General features: G+C 49.5%; 20 protein-coding genes. 15 read left to right on the forward strand and 5 right to left on the reverse strand.

What is annotated here, in order from left to right; all coding sequences use genetic code 11:
• The first annotated feature begins 16 nt into the window (after nucleotides 1–16).
• From PUE40_RS01550 to PUE40_RS01575, 6 genes are all read left to right on the forward strand, one after another.
• Nucleotides 17–298 carry a CBO2463/CBO2479 domain-containing protein gene (locus tag PUE40_RS01550; RefSeq protein ID WP_154553400.1) on the forward strand — a complete coding sequence of 94 codons (282 nt, stop codon included), beginning with the start codon at nucleotides 17–19 and terminating at the stop codon, nucleotides 296–298.
• Nucleotides 299–303: 5 nt separating this feature from the next.
• Nucleotides 304–1,029: a D-proline reductase (dithiol) protein PrdB gene (prdB, locus tag PUE40_RS01555; RefSeq protein ID WP_154553401.1), complete on the forward strand. Its 726-nt coding sequence runs from the start codon at nucleotides 304–306 to the stop codon at nucleotides 1,027–1,029.
• 80 nt (nucleotides 1,030–1,109) lie between these two features.
• On the forward strand, nucleotides 1,110–1,877 hold the full coding sequence (gene prdD / locus PUE40_RS01560) for a proline reductase cluster protein PrdD (protein WP_154553402.1): 768 nt from the start codon (nucleotides 1,110–1,112) through the stop codon (nucleotides 1,875–1,877).
• An 11-nt stretch (nucleotides 1,878–1,888) separates the two neighbouring features.
• Nucleotides 1,889–2,371 carry a glycine/sarcosine/betaine reductase component B subunit gene (locus PUE40_RS01565; protein ID WP_154553403.1) on the forward strand — a complete coding sequence of 161 codons (483 nt, stop codon included), beginning with the start codon at nucleotides 1,889–1,891 and terminating at the stop codon, nucleotides 2,369–2,371.
• A 159-nt stretch (nucleotides 2,372–2,530) separates the two neighbouring features.
• Complete coding sequence (locus PUE40_RS01570; protein ID WP_154553404.1) at nucleotides 2,531–3,157, forward strand: C40 family peptidase; 627 nt, start codon at nucleotides 2,531–2,533, stop codon at nucleotides 3,155–3,157.
• An 18-nt stretch (nucleotides 3,158–3,175) separates the two neighbouring features.
• Nucleotides 3,176–3,808, forward strand: coding sequence for a hypothetical protein (locus PUE40_RS01575; protein ID WP_154553405.1), 633 nt, complete (start codon nucleotides 3,176–3,178; stop codon nucleotides 3,806–3,808).
• 163 nt (nucleotides 3,809–3,971) lie between these two features.
• Here PUE40_RS01575 and PUE40_RS01580 read toward each other — a convergent pair whose 3' ends face one another.
• Complete coding sequence (locus PUE40_RS01580) at nucleotides 3,972–4,898, reverse strand: permease (RefSeq protein ID WP_154553406.1); 927 nt, start codon at nucleotides 4,896–4,898, stop codon at nucleotides 3,972–3,974.
• Between the two features lie 488 nt (nucleotides 4,899–5,386).
• Here PUE40_RS01580 and PUE40_RS01585 point away from each other — a divergent pair, with 488 nt between their 5' ends.
• The 4 genes from PUE40_RS01585 to dinB are packed head-to-tail and all read left to right on the forward strand — an operon-like array spanning nucleotide 5,387 to nucleotide 11,837.
• Entirely contained in the window at nucleotides 5,387–9,007 is a 3,621-nt protein-coding gene (locus PUE40_RS01585) for a DNA polymerase III subunit alpha (protein WP_418888094.1), read from the forward strand.
• A gap of 20 nt (nucleotides 9,008–9,027) precedes the next feature.
• Nucleotides 9,028–9,990, forward strand: coding sequence for a 6-phosphofructokinase (pfkA, locus tag PUE40_RS01590; protein ID WP_154553408.1), 963 nt, complete (start codon nucleotides 9,028–9,030; stop codon nucleotides 9,988–9,990).
• A gap of 26 nt (nucleotides 9,991–10,016) precedes the next feature.
• Nucleotides 10,017–10,562 (forward strand): flavodoxin domain-containing protein, encoded by a 546-nt coding sequence (locus tag PUE40_RS01595; RefSeq protein ID WP_154553409.1) that lies wholly within the window; start codon nucleotides 10,017–10,019, stop codon nucleotides 10,560–10,562.
• Between the two features lie 6 nt (nucleotides 10,563–10,568).
• Nucleotides 10,569–11,837 carry a DNA polymerase IV gene (dinB, locus tag PUE40_RS01600; protein WP_277671686.1) on the forward strand — a complete coding sequence of 423 codons (1,269 nt, stop codon included), beginning with the start codon at nucleotides 10,569–10,571 and terminating at the stop codon, nucleotides 11,835–11,837.
• 71 nt (nucleotides 11,838–11,908) lie between these two features.
• On the opposite strand, the gene nadE is transcribed toward dinB, so the two are convergent.
• Nucleotides 11,909–12,646 carry an NAD(+) synthase gene (nadE, locus tag PUE40_RS01605; RefSeq protein ID WP_277671687.1) on the reverse strand — a complete coding sequence of 246 codons (738 nt, stop codon included), beginning with the start codon at nucleotides 12,644–12,646 and terminating at the stop codon, nucleotides 11,909–11,911.
• A gap of 135 nt (nucleotides 12,647–12,781) precedes the next feature.
• Between nadE and PUE40_RS01610 the strand changes: the two genes are divergently transcribed.
• From PUE40_RS01610 to PUE40_RS01620, 3 genes are all read left to right on the forward strand, one after another.
• Complete coding sequence (locus PUE40_RS01610) at nucleotides 12,782–13,741, forward strand: 3'-5' exoribonuclease YhaM family protein (protein ID WP_277671688.1); 960 nt, start codon at nucleotides 12,782–12,784, stop codon at nucleotides 13,739–13,741.
• Between the two features lie 37 nt (nucleotides 13,742–13,778).
• Nucleotides 13,779–16,001: an SF1B family DNA helicase RecD2 gene (gene recD2, locus PUE40_RS01615; RefSeq protein WP_277671689.1), complete on the forward strand. Its 2,223-nt coding sequence runs from the start codon at nucleotides 13,779–13,781 to the stop codon at nucleotides 15,999–16,001.
• A 77-nt stretch (nucleotides 16,002–16,078) separates the two neighbouring features.
• Nucleotides 16,079–16,822 (forward strand): ComF family protein, encoded by a 744-nt coding sequence (locus tag PUE40_RS01620; protein WP_277671690.1) that lies wholly within the window; start codon nucleotides 16,079–16,081, stop codon nucleotides 16,820–16,822.
• Nucleotides 16,823–16,932: 110 nt separating this feature from the next.
• Here PUE40_RS01620 and PUE40_RS01625 read toward each other — a convergent pair whose 3' ends face one another.
• Genes PUE40_RS01625 through PUE40_RS01635 form a run of 3 tightly spaced genes read right to left on the reverse strand, consistent with a single transcriptional unit; the run spans nucleotide 16,933 to nucleotide 18,203 of the window.
• A complete protein-coding gene (locus PUE40_RS01625) occupies nucleotides 16,933–17,418 on the reverse strand; it encodes a hypothetical protein (protein WP_277671691.1) in 486 nt (161 codons plus the stop codon).
• Between the two features lie 39 nt (nucleotides 17,419–17,457).
• A complete protein-coding gene (locus PUE40_RS01630) occupies nucleotides 17,458–17,847 on the reverse strand; it encodes a DUF6120 family protein (protein ID WP_277671692.1) in 390 nt (129 codons plus the stop codon).
• 2 nt (nucleotides 17,848–17,849) lie between these two features.
• Nucleotides 17,850–18,203: a PadR family transcriptional regulator gene (locus PUE40_RS01635; protein ID WP_154553415.1), complete on the reverse strand. Its 354-nt coding sequence runs from the start codon at nucleotides 18,201–18,203 to the stop codon at nucleotides 17,850–17,852.
• A gap of 146 nt (nucleotides 18,204–18,349) precedes the next feature.
• Here PUE40_RS01635 and PUE40_RS01640 point away from each other — a divergent pair, with 146 nt between their 5' ends.
• The gene (locus tag PUE40_RS01640) at nucleotides 18,350–18,637 is read left to right on the forward strand and encodes a hypothetical protein (protein WP_277671693.1); all 288 of its coding nucleotides are present in this window, start codon (nucleotides 18,350–18,352) and stop codon (nucleotides 18,635–18,637) included.
• Nucleotides 18,638–18,960: 323 nt separating this feature from the next.
• A complete protein-coding gene (locus PUE40_RS01645; RefSeq protein ID WP_277671694.1) occupies nucleotides 18,961–20,142 on the forward strand; it encodes an NAD(P)-dependent malic enzyme in 1,182 nt (393 codons plus the stop codon).
• Nucleotides 20,143–20,149 lie beyond the last annotated feature (7 nt).

Raw genomic sequence — 20,149 nt, forward strand, 5'->3', positions numbered from 1 at the left:
GTAAGGAGATATACAGATGAAGTACGGCGATAAGATAATCAAGATGGAAGGAATAATCGTGGAGGTTCACGACGAGGGTGTTGGAATCGACCTCAAAGGACGACTTGGATACCTGCTGGTTCCGATGAGAATGATTATCTCCGATACGGAATTGAAGGTTGGTCAGACGGTGGCTTGGAATATGAGCTTCATTGAGCAGGAAGGACCGGAAATCAACGAGAAGTATATCAGCAATATAGATGCGCGTAGAAGACGTCAATATGATTTGGCGCCAACAGAAAATATCGAGGAGGAATAATACAAATGAGTATGACAGTTGTAAAAGGTTTACAATCTGAAATCTTTGTACCTATTACACCGAAGTCGGTATGGGCTCCAGTAACAAAGCCACTCAACGAGATGGTAATTGCTCTGGCTACAGCTGCAGGTGTACATAGAACAGACCAGGAAAGATTCAATCTTGCTGGTGACTTCACTTTCAGAGAAATTCCAGATGACACACCGGAAGAAGAGCTGATGGTAACTCACGGTGGTTACGATAACTCTGACGTAAATAAGGACATCAACTGCATGTATCCAATCTCCAGACTGCATGAGCTGGCTGCAGAAGGATTCATCAAGGGAACTGCTCCTTACCACTATGGATTCATGGGTGGTGGTGGAAACATCGAAAGATTCACCAACTACACAGGTCCGGAAATTGCAAAGAGACTTAAGGATGAGAACGTTGATGCAGTTATGATGACTGCTGGATGAGGAACTTGCCACCGCTCTGCAACAATCGTGCAGAGAGCAATTGAGTCCATCGGCATCCCGACTGTAATCATCGCAGCACTGCCTCCTGTTGTAAGACAGGCTGGTACACCTCGTGCCGTAGCTCCTATGGTACCGATGGGTGCAAACGCTGGTGAACCACACAACGTTGAGATGCAGACTGGTATCGTAAAGGCAACTCTGGAACAGCTGGAGAAGATTCAGACTCCGGGAAAGATTGTTCCGCTGCCATTCGAATATCACGCAGTAATCTAGTCCAACTTAATAGGACATCGGAAACGAAGATGGGGCAGAATGTTTATTCTGCCCCATTTATCCTAAGATGAGGTATTGTTATGGCTGTTAAAGAAATTGATTTGAGAAGATTGGTGATTAAAGCATTCCATATGAATGAAGTGGAATTTGGAGATGCTTGCACAATGACGATGGACGGTAAGTTTACCGTTTCGAAAGATATGATTCCGGATTTGGTGAAAAAGTATGACACCATTAATAAGATTGATATCCAGATTATCAAGCCGGGAGATCATGATCGTTGGACGAACACGATTATGGACATCGTTCCGATTTCAACGAAGGTACTGGGCAAATGCGGAGATGGAATCACCCATACTGTTACCGGCGTCTATGTGATGCTTACCGGTGTGGATGTGAACGGAAAGCAGACCCATGAATTCGGATCTTCGGAAGGAAACCTTAAGGAGAAGTTGGTTCTTGGCAGAGCCGGAACTCCGGATGAAAATGACTATATCATTTCTTTTGATGTTACTTTTGAGGCTGCAATGGGTCAGGAACGGAAAGGTGCGTTCCAGGGACACGCAGCGTGTGATGATTTTATTCAGGTATACAGAGACATTCTTAAGAAATTTAACGGAAATAAATGCACCGAGCGTCATGAATACCATGACACGGTTCGCCCGGGTCAGAAGCGTGTACTGATTATCCGTCAGGTTGCCGGGCAGGGTGCGATGTACGATACTCACCTGTTCCCGAATGAACCTTCGGGCGTGGAAGGCGGAAAATCAATTATTGAAATGGGCAATATGCCGGTAATGCTGACACCGAACGAGTACCGGGACGGCATTATTAGATCCATGCAGTAGGAGGTGCGATTATGGGAATTGGACCATCAACAAAAGAAACAAGTTTACATCATTTCAGAGATCCTTTGGTAGACATCGTTGGTTCTGATGAAGGTATTGATTTGATGGGTGTACTGCTGTTCGGAACGGCGGATGATAACGTAGATAAGATTCGCAACAGTACACGTGCGGCAATCGTGGCAGAGTGCATGCGTGCCGATGGCGTTATCGTCAGCTCCGATGGCTGGGGAAACAGCGATGTGGACTATGTAAACTGCGTGAAAGAGCTGGGAGAACGGGATATTCCACTTTCCGGCTTGAACTTCAGCGGAAGCATGGCTACTTTCGTAGTAGACGACCCGAATCTGAAGAATATCGTAGATATTTGCAAGAATCCGGAGGGCATCGAGTCGGATATCGTCGGTGAGAACAATATGACGGCGGAAGACGTTAAGAAGGCACTCATGATTCTGAAGATTCGAATGAAAGAGAAAGAAATGCGCAGCAAGAAATAATTGACAGATGTAATCTTTCCTTTTTAAACAGGAGTGTCGGATGGTTCGAAACCGTCCGACACTCTTGTTCTATTCCGAGGAAGGATTGCACTTACCTTTTCTTCTATTGTATAATAATACTGATAGGCGTCTCTGGACAAAGAGAAAGGCAGGGCCTTTATGAAATGGATAAAGACTCGAAATTGGATAAAGAAGAGAATCGTTGTAATTCTGGTAATGGAGCTGATTCTGCTGACGGTGTTTTGCTATGCCATCGGAACGGAGACTACCGCATATAATCGGAAAATCGCCTTTGACGCAAAGAAAGTTGCTTTTACGATGAAGGATGCGGTCGTGCCGGTAAAGGACACTGTGAAGGAAACGAAGGCCGTTATAGAGGCACAAGAAGATCAATCATTAACCGAAGGAGAGACAATTGTCTTTGCGGATCGATATCTTGGAAATCCATATGTTCTCGGAGGTCGAGATATTGAAACAGGCGTGGATTGCGCCGGATTTGTAAATTATGTTTTTACCCATGGACCGGCGGGAAAGCATTGGAAAAGCATGAATGTGGGCGGATTGTATCACGAAATCGGCGGGAAATCCGTCAGCGTTGACAAGATGAAGCCGGGAGATATCATTTTCTTTGGTTCCGGATTGTCCCACGTGGCGATTTATGCGGGAAATGGACAGATCGTGCATGCAATGGATGAAGCGAATGGCATCTGCCGTACAAAGTTGTTCCGTTCCAATGGAAGTACATACAGCGGAAAGAAAATTGTGGATGTACGCCGGGTTTTGTAAGAGAGGATAAATAAGCGAATGAAGAATTTAAATCGAAAGGCGGAGGCCCGGAGGGCGGCTGCCGGAATGGAAAGTCGGGCAGATACTTTGGTGATTGTGGAAAGCAAACACGGCAGTGCACTGAAGTATGGAGAATGGATCAGCAATACGCTTCATAGCGACATGATTCCGGCTACCCGTAAGTATCTGGGGTATGCTTCTCTGTATCGAAATGTAATTTATATCGGTTGGATTAAGGACGGGCGGATTGAGAAGCTGAACCTTCTTCAGCAGAACTATGTGAATTTCAATATGGACGGAAAGCACATCGCAGTAATCGGGGTCGGCATAGGAAATCCGACGGACTCTTATCTGAAGCGAATTATTGCCTACAATGCGTTGGATCAGTTCGGGGACAGCTTCCATTATCTGCCGGGAGCGGTGGATGAGAAGAAGCGGAAGGCAGGAGATATGAACAATATTCAGCACTGTCTGAAGAATCTTGGAAAGTTGTACGAGAAAGAGGATGCAGAACTGATTGGAGAGCGCTTGGTACAAGGATACGATGGGATATCTAGGAATAAGATTGAGTCTATAGTAGATGAGATTACGGCGGTACGAAACAATACCTATCGGAAGGATGAGCCGGAGGAAGACGGCGAGGATGAATAGACGAAGTAAAAGGCGGGAAGCATCCCGCCTTTTGTAGTGCATTGTGTGGAAACATCCCATCGATTGGAGTGGAGAATGAGTCTTCTGCATTGAATGCATATTAAAAAGAGAGTGGCGATTGCCACTCTCTTTTGGAATCTTTTGTAACTGAATGTTCTGTAGTCTATGCTGCAGATCCCTTCTTGATAGCATCGTGCAGGAACATTGCTGCTGTTACGTATACTACACATACTACGATGATGGTCAGAATCTTCAGCGGGATGGAGCTTACGAACTTGTAAGCAATGAATACACCGATTGCTCCGCCGAATGCCTGCATCCAGGATGCTGCCATGTCGTATCTTCCTTCTTTGATGAATTTAGGGCCGTTACCGAATGCCATCAGGAATGCACAGGATCCCATCATTACCGGGAATGCGGCTCCAACGTTCAGTCCCAGCAGGGAGCAGAGAGCCATACAAGGAGCGTACAGTCCTACGCCTACGCTCATCAGAGCGCCCAGAACGAAGTTTACAACAACTGCGATAATCAGCTTAACGCCGGTCAGCTTCAAAGCGGTACCGATAGTACCGAAAGGTCCGATTGCCAGTACTTTGCACAGCATTACGGAACCGAGAAGGAACAATCCTATGAACATTGCGATACGTACGTGCTTTCTGTCCAGCTTGGATACTACGCCTGCCATCAGGATGGAGCCGAGTACGGATGCAACAATCATGGAAACCAGAGTGAGGGTATCCAAGTCTACGAATCCGAAGAACAGGAATGCCTCGAACAGTACCGGGACGGTGTCACCTACGTTCAGCGTTCCAGGAACGTTGATATCGTCTACGGACTTACCAATCTTGAATGCTGCGGAAGATCCGGCGAAGGATCCGATACCCAGGGTATCACCGAAGTTCATGATAACTCCTACAATGAAGTTATATACGTTATGTTTTTTCTGCTGCTGCCAGAGTTCTTCACCGGTGAGTCCGAATACCGGATCTGGTTCAGTTACTGCACGCATTTCTTTCATCTTTCTGTACATCAGGAACAGGTTCAAAACGATGCCGACTATGCATAGTCCTTTCAGAATGTAAAGAGACATAACTACCTCCCTTTGAATTAATAATTCTAGTGATAATATAATAATATAATTGCTCTATCAGCGAGGCTAACCCCGACGTAACCTTGCTGATACTGTGATTATATCAGCACGATTTGAAATGTCAAATTGTTGACAAGCGAAAAATGACGTTCATGTGAGAAAAACCGTCAATCTACTTCACACAGTATTCACATTCAAATGAATTCTTGTTTTCAATTGCGACAAAAATTAAGGGAAAATTAAAGATTTTTCTAAGCTTTGAAAAAGAAATCTCGTGAGTCGTGTGATTATCCGTGTGAGATTGTACTAATTCAAAAACAATTTTAAAAGTGAAAGGTTATCATTGAAAACCGAATGGTTCGCATTTGTCACGGATATTTTTTAGACTACAGAAAAATATCCGTGCAATGTGTGATATAATAAATTCTGTATACATATAAACGGAAAAAAGGGAAGAGCCCCTTTTTGATCGACAGAAACAGAATGGAGTGACCACATTGGCTTTTACGCATCTTCACGTACATACTGAATACAGCCTTTTGGACGGATTATCTCGAATTCGGGAACTCCCCGCCTACGCCAAGGAATTGGGAATGAATTCTCTGGCCATTACGGATCACGGGGCCATGTTCGGGATTATCGACTTCTACAAGGAATGCAAAAAGCAGGATATCAAGCCCATTATCGGGTGTGAGGTGTACACTGCGGCCCGCACGATAAATGACCGAGATCCGGAGAAAGACCGGATGAGCGGTCATCTGATTTTATTGGCGGAGAACCAGAAGGGGTATGGGAACCTGGTAAAAATAGTATCCGCAGGGTATGTGGATGGTTTCTATTTCAAACCAAGAGTGGACAAAAACGTGCTCCGGGAGCACAGCGAAGGAATCATCTGCCTTTCCGGCTGTCTGGCGGGAAATGTGCAGCGAATGCTGATGCGAAACGATTACGATGGAGCGCGGCGGGAAGCCATGGAATTGGAGCAGATTTTTGGAAAGGGTAATTTCTTTCTGGAGATTCAGAACCATTTTCTGACGGAGGACCGTCCGGTGATTGCCGGATTGGAACGTCTTTCTCAGGATTTGAATATTCCGCTGGCGGCCACCAACGATGCCCACTATATAAGAAAAGAAGATGCGAAGGCACAGGATGTGCTGATGTGCATTCAAACCGGTTCGAAGGTGAACGACGCGAACCGGATGAAATTCGAAAACGACGAATTCTATCTGAAATCCGAAGCGGAAATGCAGGAGCTTTTTCCGGGACACCCGGAATACCTGGAAGTCACCCAGGAGATCGCGGACCGGTGCAAGGTGGAATTTACTTTTGGGGAATATCACCTGCCGGAATTTGTTCCACCGGAGGGTTTGACCAACGATCGGTACCTGAGAAAGCTCTGTTACGAAGGGCTGCGGGAGCGATACGGCGATGCGGCCATGGAGGAGGACAACAGCTACCGGATCCGTCTGGAGAGTGAGCTGAATGTCATCGAGACCATGGGGTATGTGGAGTACTTCCTGATTGTGTGGGATTTCATTCACTACGCAAAGACTCACGACATTGCCGTGGGTCCGGGAAGAGGATCCGCCGCCGGAAGTATCGTGGCGTATACTTTGCACATCACGGAAATCGATCCGATTAAATATAATTTGATTTTTGAGCGGTTCCTGAACCCGGAGCGGGTGAGCATGCCGGATATTGACGTGGATTTCTGTATTGAACACCGTCAGGACGTCATCGATTATGTGGTGCGAAAGTACGGGAAGGATAAGGTTTCACAGATTATCACCTTCGGTACGCTAAAAGCAAAAGCGGCGGTGCGGGACGTGGCCAGGGTGCTGGACGCTTCCTATGCCGATGGAGATGCCATCGCCAAGGCCATTCCGAATGAGCTGGGAATGACCATCTCCAAGGCGTTGGAAATCAACCACAGCCTTCGGGAGAGGTACGATACGGAGCCTTTGGTTCGGGATATCTTGGACATGTCCATGGCGGTGGAAGGTCTGCCGAGACATGCGTCCACCCATGCGGCGGGCGTGGTAATCAGTAAGCTTCCACTGGATGAATACGTTCCGCTGTATTCCTCGGATAAGGGACCGGCGACGCAGTTCAACATGACCACGATTGAGGAACTGGGATTGTTAAAAATGGACTTTTTGGGGCTGCGAAATCTTACGCTGCTTCGAAATGCCTTGGACTTGATTCGGGAGAATCAGGGAATCGAAATTGATTTTTCCACGATGGATTACAACGATGCGGCCACCTACGAGATGATTGCAGAAGGCAATACGGAGGGGGTTTTCCAGTTGGAGAGCGGCGGCATGACGGATTTTATGAAGAACCTGAAGCCCACCTGCTTTGAAGATATCGTCGCGGGAATCTCCCTGTATCGGCCGGGTCCGATGGATTCCATCCCGAAATACATTGAGAATAAGAAACATCCGGAGAAGATTCAGTATGTGGATCCGCATTTGGAGCCGATTCTGGGGGTTACCTACGGCTGTCTGGTGTATCAGGAACAGGTAATGCAGATTGTGCGGGACCTGGGCGGGTACTCCTACGGGCGGTCGGACCTGGTGCGCCGTGCCATGAGCAAAAAGAAAATGGCGGTGATGCTGGAAGAGAAGGAATACTTTATCAACGGAAAGAAGGCGGAGGACGGTTCCGTGGAGATTGCCGGCTGTGTGGCCAACGGAATTTCCAAGGAGGCGGCGGAAACCATCTTCGAAGATATGGTCAGCTTCGCCCAGTACGCCTTCAACAAATCCCATGCGGCGGCATATGCCGTGGTTTCTTACGAGACGGCATATCTGAAATGCCACTATCCGAAGGAATTTATGGCGGCGCTGATGTCCAGCGTGATGGGACAGCCGGGACACATTTCCGCATACATTCGAAACTGCAGCGAAATGGGAATTGAGGTGCTTCCGCCATCGGTTCTCCGAAGCGAAGAGAAATTCTCCGTGGAAGGAGATCGGATTCGGTACGGCCTGGCAGGAATAAAGAACGTGGGCACGGGAATCGTAGGGGCGATTATCGATGCTCGAAAGGACAATCCGGAGCCGACGGATATTTACGATTTCGTAGACGGTCTGGATGCCAAGGAGCTGAATCGGAAAGCCGTAGAATCCCTGATTAAAGCCGGTGCCTTGGATGAAATCAATCCGAACCGGGCGGTGATGATTGCGGTGTGCGACGATGCGGTTTCTCGGGCGCAGAAGCGGGCTCGGAATTCCGGGCAGAACCAGATTTCTTTTTTCCAGCTGGACGAAAGCTTAATCGAGGAGGTTCGCACTACGCCGGAGCTGCCGAAAATCGCCAATTTCGAGAAGGACCAGCTGTTGTCCATGGAAAAAGAAATGCTGGGGGTCTACCTTTCCGGCCATCCGTTGGATGATTACCGAGAGCTGATCGAGACGAACACCACCGCTTCCGTGTCGGAGATTCTGGAAGTGTCTTCGATGGATACGGATGGCATGTCCGAGAACATGCCGGGCATGGAGTCCGCCTACGGACGGTATCGGGACGGGGACCGAGTGGTAATGGCGGGAATGTTGGTATCGGTGAAAACCATGATTACGCGGAAAGCCCAGGAGATGGCCAGAATTCAGTTCGAGGATTTCAGCGGCATTATGGATGGAATTATTTTTCCGTCCGCCTACGAAAAATTCCGACATCTGGTGCAGACCGATCAGATTGTGGCGATTTCCGGCAAGCTGTCCATTAAAGAGGATTCCGCACCGGAGGTTCTGGTGGACAACCTGGCGGATATCCATCAAATTCAGGAGTTCCGCCGGCGGGGAAATTTCCGGTCCGGCAGACCGAATCCGGCGGGGAGACAGAATTCGGCGGGGCGACCGACGGAGGATATCGCCAACCTGGTGAAGCTGCGGGTTCCGCCGGAATATGTGGAACGGCTGGGAAGCCGAAATCTGGTGCTGGAAGAAATCATGGGCGTTCTGAAAGAATATCCGGGGAATAGAGACGTAATGGTATTCCTTCCGGGAGGAAGGAATGTGAAAACCAGCAGTCAGTATCGGGTGGATTTTAGCGAGAAGCTGGAGCGCCGTCTGAAGGATCTGCTGGGAAACGATAATGTAAAGGGTTAAAAAACGAAAGGGGACAAAAGATGATGAAAATTGGAGTATTGACCAGCGGCGGAGATTCACCGGGAATGAATGCAGCGGTTCGGGCGGTGGTGCGTTTCGGCATCGCCCGCGGAATGAAGGTCTACGGAATCTATCGAGGGTATGAGGGCCTGATTGACGGCGAACTGGAAGAGCTGGACCGCCGTGCGGTGGGGGACATCCTTCAGCGGGGCGGCACCATGCTGAAAACCGCCCGCAGTGAGCGTTTTATGACGGAGGCGGGACGTCGGAAAGCCGTGACCACCATTGAAACCTTTGGGCTGGACGCCATCGTTGTGATTGGCGGAAACGGTTCTTTTGCCGGCGCCTTGGAGCTGTCACGTCTGGGCGTGAACGTGATGTGCATTCCGGGAACCATCGACAACGATCTGGGATATACGGAAAGCACCATCGGCTTTGACACCGCGGTGAACACGGTGCTGGATGCGATTACCCGAATTCGGGACACTTCTTCGTCCCACGAACGAACCACCGTGGTGGAGGTTATGGGCCGTCACTGCGGCGATATCGCACTGTATGCCGGAATCGCCGGCGGTGCGGAAGCGGTGCTCCTTCCGGAGGTGGATCGGGATGTGAATTCCGTCTGCCGGAAGATCATTGAAGGCTGCAATCAGGGGAAGCAGCACAGCATTATCATCAAGGCAGAGGGATATCCGATGGATTCGCAGGAGCTGGTAAAAGAAATTTCCGAACGTACGGGGCGTTCCGTCCGTCTGGTGGTGCTGTCGTATCTCCAGCGAGGCGGATCGCCGACCCTTCAGGATCGGATGCTGGCCACCCGCTGCGGAGACAAGGCCATCGAGCTTCTGGATGCGGGATTGACGAATAAGGCCATCGGTCTGGTGGACGGAAAAGTGCTGGGCTTTAATTTGAAAGAAGCGTTGGCGGAAACTCAGGAGTTCGACCGTCACCTGTACGAATGCGTGGATGTACTCAGCCGGTAGGTGACATCCGATAGGAGAATACGAGAATGAACAAAAAAGCAATTGTACTATATACCTCCAAGCGGGGAGCGACTCAGCAGTATGCGGAATGGATTGCACAGTCCTTGGAATGCGAATGTGCGGCATTGAAGGATTTCGATAAAGAGACCATTCCGGAATACGATTTGATCATCTACGGTTCCTGGCTGCGGGGCAGCGGCATCGTGGATTTCGATAAGATTGAGCCCTATTTGGAAGGCTCGAAGGATCACACGATTCTATTCGTGACCGGGGTTTCGGAATACAATCCACAGAATTACCTTCAGATCTGTGAAATCAATTTCGACGGTCGGGAGAATATGGACCGGATGCAGCTGTTTTTCTGCCCGGGACGGTACGATCCGGCGCAGGTAAAGGGCTTGGATCGGATGCTGATGGCGGTTGCCAAGAAAGTGTTGAAGTCCGGACAGACGGCAGAGGATGGCGGCGCTGCCATGAAGATGATTCGAAATATCGAAGAAGGGGTGGACCTGGTGGACCGAAAATATATCGACCCGATTCTGAATGCGGCCCATCGGATTCAAAACCGGTAGAGCACAATGGACCGAAAGATTCTCCACTGCGATATGAATAGTTTCTACGCTTCCGTAGAGCTTCTGGAACATCCGGAGCTGCGGGACGTACCGGTGGCGGTAGCGGGAAATCCGGAGAATCGTCACGGTATTGTGCTGGCCAAAAATGAGGCGGCCAAAAAATTCGGCGTCACCACGGCGGAGACGATTCAGCAGGCGCTGCGGAAATGCCCGGAGCTGACCTTTCTGCCGCCGCACCACGAGAAGTATTCTTTTTACAGCAAGAAAATCAATGAGATCTATCGGTCTTATACGGATCTGGTGGAACCTTACAGCATCGACGAATCCTGGCTGGACGTCACCGGCAGCGAGCGGCTGTTCGGACCGGCAGAGGAGATTGCGGATCAGATTCGGAACCGGGTTCGGGAGACGTACGGCCTCACCCTCTCGGTGGGCGTGTCCTATAACAAGATTTTTGCGAAGATGGGATCGGAATACCGAAAGCCGGATGCCACCACGGTGATTTCACGGGAGAACTACCGGGAGATTCTGTGGCCACAGCCGGTAGGTAATTTTTTCTATGTGGGAAGAGCCACCGCAGAGAAGTTGAAGAAGCTTCATATCTACACCATTGGAGAGCTGGCCCGGGCGGATGTGGGTTTTCTGAAGCGAAGTTTCGGCGTGCACGGAGAGGATCTTCACCGTTCGGCCAACGGCGAGGATACATCGCCGGTTCGTCGCTGGGGCGATTGGGATGATGTGAAATCTGTGGGTCACGGAGTGACCTTTCGGCGTAATATTCGAGGCGAGGATGATGTGTCTTTGGCGGTAACGGAGCTTGCCGATTGGGTGAGCACGCGCCTTCGACTGTATGAGATGAAGGCGTACGGGGTGAAAGTGGAAATTACCACGCCGGAGTTTCGGCGAATCTCCCGGCAGCGGCGGGTGGAGCGGTCTTTCGTCACGGCGCAGACCATTCGCCGAATTGCTCTGAAGCTGATTCAGGAAGCGGGGTTCATGGACCGGGAAATCCGGCTTCTGACGGTGACCGCAATTTATTTGGCAAAGGAAGATGCCCCGGAGCAAGTGTCGATTTTCGACATGGCGGAGATGTTTTCGCCGGAGCCGAAGAACAATTCAAATTCGGTGAATTCGAATTCGGTGCAGGAAGAGAAGATTGAACGCACTATGGATGCGATTCGAAAGAAATACGGAACCAAATCCATCGGGTACGCCCACAGCCTGGGAAATGACCTGGGATTGAGCCGGCGGAGCGAAGAAGAATCGGAAAAGTGAGGACCCCAAAATAAAAATCGGAGGATGCACCGTAACCCGTGCCGCCTCCGATTTATTTTTACCGCAATCTATTAACCTTCATATACGAAGCTGTCCATATATCTCAGCTTAAAGAGATTTCGCTCGTGCAGGGTGTCGATGCGTTCCTTGGTCTTCGGATCGTCGATCTCGCCGGTGCGGATGTATCGATCCAATACCTCATAGGTGAATCCCAGTTTGTCCTCGTCGGTCTTGCCGCTGAGTCCGTCGGACGGAACCTTCTCGATGAGCACTTCCGGAACGCCCAGTTCGCGGCCCATGGCCCGAATCTCGGCGGTGGTGAAACTGGAAATTGGACTGAAATCGCCGGCTGCATCCCCGTAACGCGTGGAATATCCCACCCAGTCCTCGGAAAGGTTGCAAGTGTTGGCAACCCGGCCGTTCATGGATTGTCCGATGGCGTAAAGGGTGGACATCCGAAGTCTCGGCGGGAGATTAATCTCGCTGTCCCGGCTCACTTCACCGATGGAATTCCGAATTTCCTCCATGAGTGCGTCGTAGCAGCTGCCGATATTTACGGTGTAATGGCGGATTCCAAGATGGTCTACCAGAAGCTGCGCCATGTCAATGTCTGACTGGGAGGTGTTCGGCATCAACACGCCGATGACCCGATCTTTGCCCAGCGCTTCCACCAGCAGGGCGGCGGTGATGGAACTGTCTTTTCCACCGCTGATTCCGATAATTGCGTTGCAGTCGGGACCGTTCGTCCGAAACCAGTCGCGGATCCACTGAATCGTGGCTTGCGTTGCTTTCTTTGCATCAAATTCCATAAAGCTACCTCCTTACAATACATTTCATCATAGCACATCCCGGGTAAAAATAAAACTCGCTATGCCATAGTTTCTTGAAGGGGATTCCGGGATAATGTATAATAAACGAATGTATGAAGTGTAAAGGAGAAGCGAATGAAGCAGAATTATGTTCTTCAATTGAAGGCGGATATGGAATTTATGGATTTTTTCATGGTGAAGACCATTGCCATTCGGGTGGGATCCAATCGGAAAAAATATCTGGACATGACATTGGCGGACTGCACCGGAGAGATTTCGGCGAAGAAATGGGATATTTCCGATGAAGAGCTGGATGGCATTAATCGAATCCAGGTGGGCGATATCATCAAGGTGAAAGCCGGAGTGACGGAGTGGAAGGGAACGAAGCAGCTGCGCGTTACCCGGATTCGCCACGCCAACCGGGACGACGGTCTGGTGCCTGCCGATTTCTACAAGTCGGCGCCGGAAGATTCGGAAAGCATGTATAACTATATTGTAGGAAAGATTCGGGAATTTCAGGATGAGGAGCTGAAGCAGCTCTGCCTGACAATCTACGAAGAGAACCGGGAGAAGCTGATGTACTACCCGGCGGCCATGAGCAATCACCATGCGGAATACGGCGGACTGTTGTACCACGTGAAGCGGATGATGATGATGGGAGAGCAAGCTTGTACAGTGTATACCAACCTCTCCAAGGATCTGCTTTTGGCGGGAGTAGTGCTCCACGATATCGAGAAATTGAATGAGATTCTGTCGGATACCCATGGTGTGTCGCCGGGGTATTCCTTTGAAGGTCAGATGCTGGGGCACTTGGTGCAGGGCGTGACACTGATTCACGATCGGTGCCGGAAACTGGGAATCGGAACGGAGAAGACCATTCTTCTGGAGCATATGATTCTCAGCCACCACTACGAGCCGGAATTCGGCAGCCCGAGAAAGCCTCTTTTTCCGGAAGCGGAAATGCTCCACTACTTGGATATTGTGGATGCAAAGATGTTCGATATGGAAGAGAGCTTATCCAAGGTAGAGCCGGGAGAATTCGGCGAACGGGTATGGACTCTGGATAATCGGAAACTGTACCGACGGAAATTTTAGGGTGAGAGAAAAATAGACATAACAGAAGTGGAGAGTCATGGAAAAAATCGGGAAACTGGAGCGGGTAATTTTTCATAATAAAGAAAATGGATACACGGTGGGCGTCTTTGAAACGGAAGACGAACAGTTTACGGTGACCGGAAGTTTTCATGATCCGAATCCCGGCGTGAAATACCGTATCGTTGGGGAATTTAAAATGCACCGAAAATACGGCGAGCAGTTCAATGCGGAATCCTACGAAGAGGTGATTCCGGACGACGCCGATGGAATCCGCGCTTTTCTGGCGGCGGGAAACGTGAAGGGCATTGGTCCGAAGATGGCCAATTTGATTGTGGATCGCTTCGGGAAATCCACCTTGGATGTGCTGGAGCAGAATCCGGAGAAGCTGCTGGCAATTCGGGGGATCGGACCGAAATCCCTGAAGGTGATCACGGAATCCTTCGGCGAGACTATTGAATTTACGAAAATTTCTTTTTCCCTGAGAGAACTGGGAATTACCATGGCTCAGGCGGTTCGCATCTATAAGCTGTACGGCGGCGAATCCCTGGAAGTGGTGAAAGACAATCCGTACTGCTTGGTGGAGGATATTTACGGCATCAGCTTTCGGAAGGCCGATGAGATTGCCATGAAGTTGGGGTTTGAGGAAGACAGCGAATTCCGGCTGGAGAGCGGCGTGGCCTATGTGCTGGAAAATTTTGCTCAGAGCGGAAGCACCTACATGCCCAAGGAACAGCTGCTGGAATCCACGGTGAAGCTTCTGGACGTGGGGTCGGAACAGGTGGAGGAATGCCTGGTCCAGATGATTTTCCAGGGGAAGCTTCAGACGGATACGATTGAGGAGACGCCGGTGGTGTACCTTTATGGGTATTATCTGGCGGAGCAGAGCGTGGCGTGGCATCTGGCTCAGATTAAAGAGGCGCACATCGACCCCCTGCCGGCAGACCTGGACAATCTGATTCAGGACGCGGAAAAAAACAGATCCGGCGGAATTCACCTTTCCGAAGAGCAGCGGGGCGCGGTCCGTCAGGCGCTGACGGAAAATGTCTGCATTATCACCGGCGGTCCGGGAACGGGAAAAACCACGATTATCAATACCATTGTCTACATACTGGAACAGTTGGATATCAAAGTGGCGCTGGCTGCGCCTACCGGTCGGGCGGCAAAGCGAATTACGGAGACCTCCGGCGTGGAGGCCATGACCATTCACCGAATGCTGGAATACGTCTATTCGGAGGATGAGCACGAGATGAATTTCGGTCGCAATGAGGAGAACCCTCTGGAAGAAAAGGCGGTAATCATCGACGAAGCCTCCATGGTGGATTTGATGCTGATGGAAGGATTGCTGAAGGCTGTCAAGCCGGGAACGCGCCTGATTATCGTGGGCGATGCGGATCAGCTGCCTTCGGTGGGCGCAGGCAACGTGCTCCGAGATATGCTGCGCAGCGAATACATTCCTGCGGTGCGGCTTCACGAGATTTTCCGCCAGGCGGGCGAGAGCTTAATCGTGGTGAATGCCCATATGATTCAGCGGGGCGAGTATCCGTATGCCAATGAGAGCAACAAGGATTTCTTCGTAATGAGACGATCGCGGGAAGAGGATATCCTGAATACCGTGGAGGATCTCTTTCGGGGGCGTTTGCAGAATTATTATGATTTTATTCACAGCGGCTACGACATCCAGGTGCTGACCCCTACCAAAAAAGGCTTGCTGGGAACCATTCATCTGAACGAGGTTCTCCAGGGCGTGTTGAATCCGCCGTCCGAAGAGAAGAGGGAAAAGAAATCCGGAAGCCGGATTTTCCGGGAAGGGGATAAGGTGATGCAGCTCCGGAACAACTACATGATGGAGTGGAAGCGAGACGGTGAGACCGAGAAGGGAAAGGGCGTCTTTAACGGCGATATGGGCCGAATTGAGGGCATCAATCCGGAATCCGGACGGGTTTCCGTTCGCTACGATGATCGAGTGGTGGTGTACGAGAACGAAGACCTGATGGAGTTAGAGCTGGCCTATGCCATCACGGTGCACAAGAGCCAGGGAAGCGAATTCCCGGCGGTGGTGATACCCATGACCTGGTTCCCGCCGATGCTCATGACCCGGAACCTGCTGTACACCGCCGTGACCCGAGGCAAAAACCTGGTAGTGGTGGTGGGCTCCGAGGATCGGATGCACGCCATGGTGGACAACAACCGAATCGATGAGCGATATACCGGACTGGAATATCGCCTTCGCCAGATCGACTTCGGAAATACCATCGGCTAGCTGCATCGGAAAGCGGCGGCCGGAAAAAATATATTTTTACCCAGATGCATTCGGAAAGGATGTTTATGAATTTTCGAATGCTGAAAGAACAAGTATTGGATTTGGTCTACCCGGACGCTCTGTACTGCATCTGCTGCGGCAAGGTGATTGACAGCACCCGGCCCTATCGCTTGTGCAACGAATGCCGACGGGAGATTCGCTGGGCGACGGGGAGGACCTGCCGGAAATGCGGAAAAATCTTATCAGAGAACAATCCGGGAGACATCTGTTTCAGTTGCCGGGAACATGCTCATATCTTCGATATGGGGTTCACCTGCTGCGAGTACGGGCAGCTTCCCCGGTCCATTGTTTTTGCGCTGAAATATCATGGGCGGACGGATATCGGCCGCACTGTTGGTACGGTGATGCACGACCGGATGGAGGCCCTTCGCCGGGAAACCGGACTGATGTACGATTTGATTTTGCCCGTGCCCATGCATCCGGAGAAGGAGCGGATTCGGGGATATAACCAGGCGAGCGTAATCGGAAAGCACTTCGCCCGGCTGGAGGATATGCCTTTTTGCCCGGATGTGCTGCTGCGCAGTCGGAACACAGCGCCGCTTCGGGGAATGACTCCGGAGGAACGGCGGCAGATTCTTTCCGGCGTAATGACTCTGCGGAATGCAGAGGCCATTCGGAATCGAGACGTGCTTCTCATCGATGATATCTATACCACCGGCGCGACGGTGGACGGGGCGGCGGAAGTGCTGCTGGCCGGCGGAGCACGGCAGGTGTACGTGCTGACCTTTGCGGCAGGCGCAGATGTGGTGAAAAGTGAATAGGTCCGAGCGAATTAGGATGAAGATAGCAGAAAAAGAACCGGCGTTTACCCGATTGTAGGGTTGTGCCGGTTCTTTTGGCTGTTCTCACACTCTCGTGAAGCGTCTAAAGGTTAAGAAATTTTTCCCTTCGCACTGCAAGCGATTGTTACGGTGCGTGAAAAAGATTCTTTTGGTATTCCATTGAAATAATGTGTACCTGTTGCTTTAGCAAAAGCTTTATTGCTTTTTTTCCAAGATGATTTATTAGATATTTTCCAACCACTATCTTTTGATTCTGCAGTCACTGATGCTTTGGTACATTTTGAAGTCCCACCGCCATATGTGAATGTTCCGGACACCTTGACATACCATATAACCTTTCCGGAAGAGTTTTTATAGTATGTTGTTTTGGAGCCTGCTGTAGTTTTTGAATTAGATAATGTTGATATTGTGTCAGTAATAATTGAGTTATTATTTTGGATTAGTACAGTTTCGTAATAACTACCATCCCCTAGATATTCCGTTTGCACTTTAAAATCGGAGGAATCTGCAAAGGCGGTGAGTGAAGTGCAGCAAAAAAGAATACACAGTGTGGTAATGACCAAGATTCGTTTCATGAAGTTTAACTCCTTCCTTGAGCTTTTGTGTTAGTTCTCTTATTCTTCGATAGTAGTTTCAGTTGTAATTTCAGTAATAATGGTATTCTTATAATGGAGATAGGCCTTATATGTGCAAGCACTAAAAAAACCGAGTCCTAGGATAAAAGATATTGAGATAATGATAAAAAGACGACGCAAAAGTTGTCTTGCAGAGATTCGCTTAAACAACTCTTCCGTATCCAGGGAAGAAATATAGCTTTGGGATATTTCCAGAGGGGTACCAAATTGATTTTCGATATCCTTCATCTTAGCACCCGGATTATCATCTAGGTAATCATATATTCGATCAGATAGTGTTGATAAAAATATTCTTTCAGATTTGTTGAAAGCAGGAAGAAGAGCACGTATTTGTTTTATGTACTTTTTTACTTCTGTGTTGTTATTCATTCCTAATTCTCCTTATCATCGGATAGTTTTGCCGACAATATCGATTCGATGCTATCAGCAATTACGCGGTAATCAGACAAAAGTTGGTCAAGTCTCTCTAGCCCGGTAGCTTCAATATGATAATATTTACGTACACGACGTTTTCCGGTTTGAATAGCATGCGAAGTGATAAGCTTTTTATCTTCTAATTTGTACAAAACCGGATAAAGACTTCCTTCCGGCACAACGTATGATCCTTCCGATAAATCTTTGAGCAGCAAGCTGATTTCATAGCCATATAGGTCTTTCTGTGATAATAGGGACAGGACCAGCATTTCGACTGTTCCCATTTTAAAATTGTTTCGTTCGTGTATCATAATATCCTCCCTATGTTAAAGCTATTTTATTATAGTTAAAAGGTAAAATCAATATATAGGAGAAATAAATATTGATTGACGAAGTAGTGCTGTTGTTTTAAAATAAAAACACAGAAAAAAGTCTTAGTATTGACGGAGGTGAAAATATGAAGAAAAGAAAAAAGACAAGAGCTGTGGCGGCGATTGTCGTACTGGCGATTTTGCTTGCGATGTGCTCCACCGATATCATGCTGCGTCTTGCGGTATTCACATATTCACCGAAGAGTGCAGTCACGATGAAGTACAAAAAGACCGACGACAGAAGTGCGGGCAAAGATTTATATGTTATTACCGAAAACGTGCCGGTTGAGAAGGCGACCCAGGGAATGCTGGAAACGTGGGAGGTATATCATTTTGGACCGCTGAAATTTGCTCACTATTACGGAGAGTGTTGATATAAGCCTTCATAATATGGTATACTACAAAACATAATGTTGCATAGAAATTCATCTCCACGGTATGTTTGTGGTTGAAAGTCCAAGCCAGCTGCGGGCAAAGGGATCCACGTAAGCCGTCAGCAGGAAGCGGCGGTGATCATGGCGTAGTTTAGAAGTAAGTCCTCCGGGAAACTCGGGTCAAGGCAAGTGTGGGGTCAAAGACCAGGTCAAGTGCCGAGGGGATGGATTTTCTATATATGGTAAACGAAAAGCGACGCGGTCGCGTCTATTCGTTTTTTTTGAATTATTGATTGGAACCCGGGACAGGAGGAAAAAGGAACATGGACAACAGAACAGTGGCACTGCAGAAGCATAGTGAGTGGAGAGGAAAGCTGGATATCACGCTGAGAGCGCCGATTGAGAACGATGAGGATCTGGCGATTGCTTACACACCGGGGGTTGCGGAGCCTTGCCTGGAAATCCGGAAAGACGAAGACCTGGCCTATGAATACACCGGAAAGGGTAATCTGGTAGCGGTAATCACCGACGGTACCGCCGTTCTGGGACTGGGGGATATCGGTCCCAGCGCCGCAATGCCGGTAATGGAAGGAAAATGTGCGCTGTTCAAGCGTTTCGGAAACGTGAATGCCATCCCGCTGTGCGTGGATACCAAAGATGTGGACGAAATCGTGGAGACCGTCTATCGGATTTCCAAGAGTTTTGGCGGCATCAATCTGGAGGACATCGGCGCACCGAGATGCTTTGAAATCGAGCGGAAGCTGGTGGAGAAGTGTGATATTCCGATCTTCCACGACGATCAGCACGGAACCGCCATCATCACCTGTGCGGCAATTCTGAATGCCCTGAAGGTGGTAGGAAAGAAACGGGGAGATCTGAAGATCGTGGTGAACGGCGCCGGTGCGGCAGGAATCGCCATTACGGAGCTGATTCTGGACCTTCATCTGGGAAGCGTCATCCTCTGCGACAGCAAGGGTATCGTCATGGAAGGAAATCCGAGAAACAATGCGGTAAAAGAAGAAATTGCTCATCGCACCAATCCGATTCACCAGAGCGGAACATTGAAAGATGCCATTCACAATGCGGACGTATTCGTGGGCGTATCCCAGGCGAATACGGTGACACCGGAAATGGTTCGCTCCATGGACCGGGATCCGATTATCTTCGCCATGGCAAATCCGGTGCCGGAAATCATGCCGGACGTGGCAAAGGAAGCCGGCGCTGTGGTTGTGGGAACCGGTCGTTCCGATTTCCCGAACCAGGTGAACAACGTATTGGTGTTCCCGGGATTCTTTAAGGGGCTGCTGCGAGTAGGCGCTACCAAGGTAACTCAGGAAATGAAGATTCGGGCAGCCGAGGCACTGGCATCGGTAATCACCGACGAAGAGCTAAATGCGGACTACGTACTTCCGGATGCGTTTGACGAGCGGGTGGCAGATGCCATTGCGGATGCCGTATCGGCGGAAGCGGTTGCTTCCGGCGTGTGCCGTCCGATTCACCGTTAATTGTTGA

Source organism: Mogibacterium kristiansenii, assembly GCF_029224645.1.
Lineage (GTDB): Bacteria > Bacillota > Clostridia > Peptostreptococcales > Anaerovoracaceae > Mogibacterium_A > Mogibacterium_A kristiansenii.

Coding starts and splice junctions, on each gene's coding strand:
- PUE40_RS01550 (WP_154553400.1), top strand. CDS start 17: ATGAAGTACGGCGATAAGATAATCAAGATGGAAGGAATAATCGTGGAG.
- prdD (WP_154553402.1), top strand. CDS start 1,110: ATGGCTGTTAAAGAAATTGATTTGAGAAGATTGGTGATTAAAGCATTC.
- PUE40_RS01565 (WP_154553403.1), top strand. CDS start 1,889: ATGGGAATTGGACCATCAACAAAAGAAACAAGTTTACATCATTTCAGA.
- PUE40_RS01570 (WP_154553404.1), top strand. CDS start 2,531: ATGAAATGGATAAAGACTCGAAATTGGATAAAGAAGAGAATCGTTGTA.
- PUE40_RS01575 (WP_154553405.1), top strand. CDS start 3,176: ATGAAGAATTTAAATCGAAAGGCGGAGGCCCGGAGGGCGGCTGCCGGA.
- PUE40_RS01580 (WP_154553406.1), bottom strand. CDS start 4,898: ATGTCTCTTTACATTCTGAAAGGACTATGCATAGTCGGCATCGTTTTG.
- pfkA (WP_154553408.1), top strand. CDS start 9,028: ATGATGAAAATTGGAGTATTGACCAGCGGCGGAGATTCACCGGGAATG.
- PUE40_RS01595 (WP_154553409.1), top strand. CDS start 10,017: ATGAACAAAAAAGCAATTGTACTATATACCTCCAAGCGGGGAGCGACT.
- dinB (WP_277671686.1), top strand. CDS start 10,569: ATGGACCGAAAGATTCTCCACTGCGATATGAATAGTTTCTACGCTTCC.
- nadE (WP_277671687.1), bottom strand. CDS start 12,646: ATGGAATTTGATGCAAAGAAAGCAACGCAAGCCACGATTCAGTGGATC.
- PUE40_RS01610 (WP_277671688.1), top strand. CDS start 12,782: ATGAAGCAGAATTATGTTCTTCAATTGAAGGCGGATATGGAATTTATG.
- recD2 (WP_277671689.1), top strand. CDS start 13,779: ATGGAAAAAATCGGGAAACTGGAGCGGGTAATTTTTCATAATAAAGAA.
- PUE40_RS01620 (WP_277671690.1), top strand. CDS start 16,079: ATGCTGAAAGAACAAGTATTGGATTTGGTCTACCCGGACGCTCTGTAC.
- PUE40_RS01625 (WP_277671691.1), bottom strand. CDS start 17,418: ATGAAACGAATCTTGGTCATTACCACACTGTGTATTCTTTTTTGCTGC.
- PUE40_RS01630 (WP_277671692.1), bottom strand. CDS start 17,847: ATGAATAACAACACAGAAGTAAAAAAGTACATAAAACAAATACGTGCT.
- PUE40_RS01635 (WP_154553415.1), bottom strand. CDS start 18,203: ATGATACACGAACGAAACAATTTTAAAATGGGAACAGTCGAAATGCTG.
- PUE40_RS01640 (WP_277671693.1), top strand. CDS start 18,350: ATGAAGAAAAGAAAAAAGACAAGAGCTGTGGCGGCGATTGTCGTACTG.
- PUE40_RS01645 (WP_277671694.1), top strand. CDS start 18,961: ATGGACAACAGAACAGTGGCACTGCAGAAGCATAGTGAGTGGAGAGGA.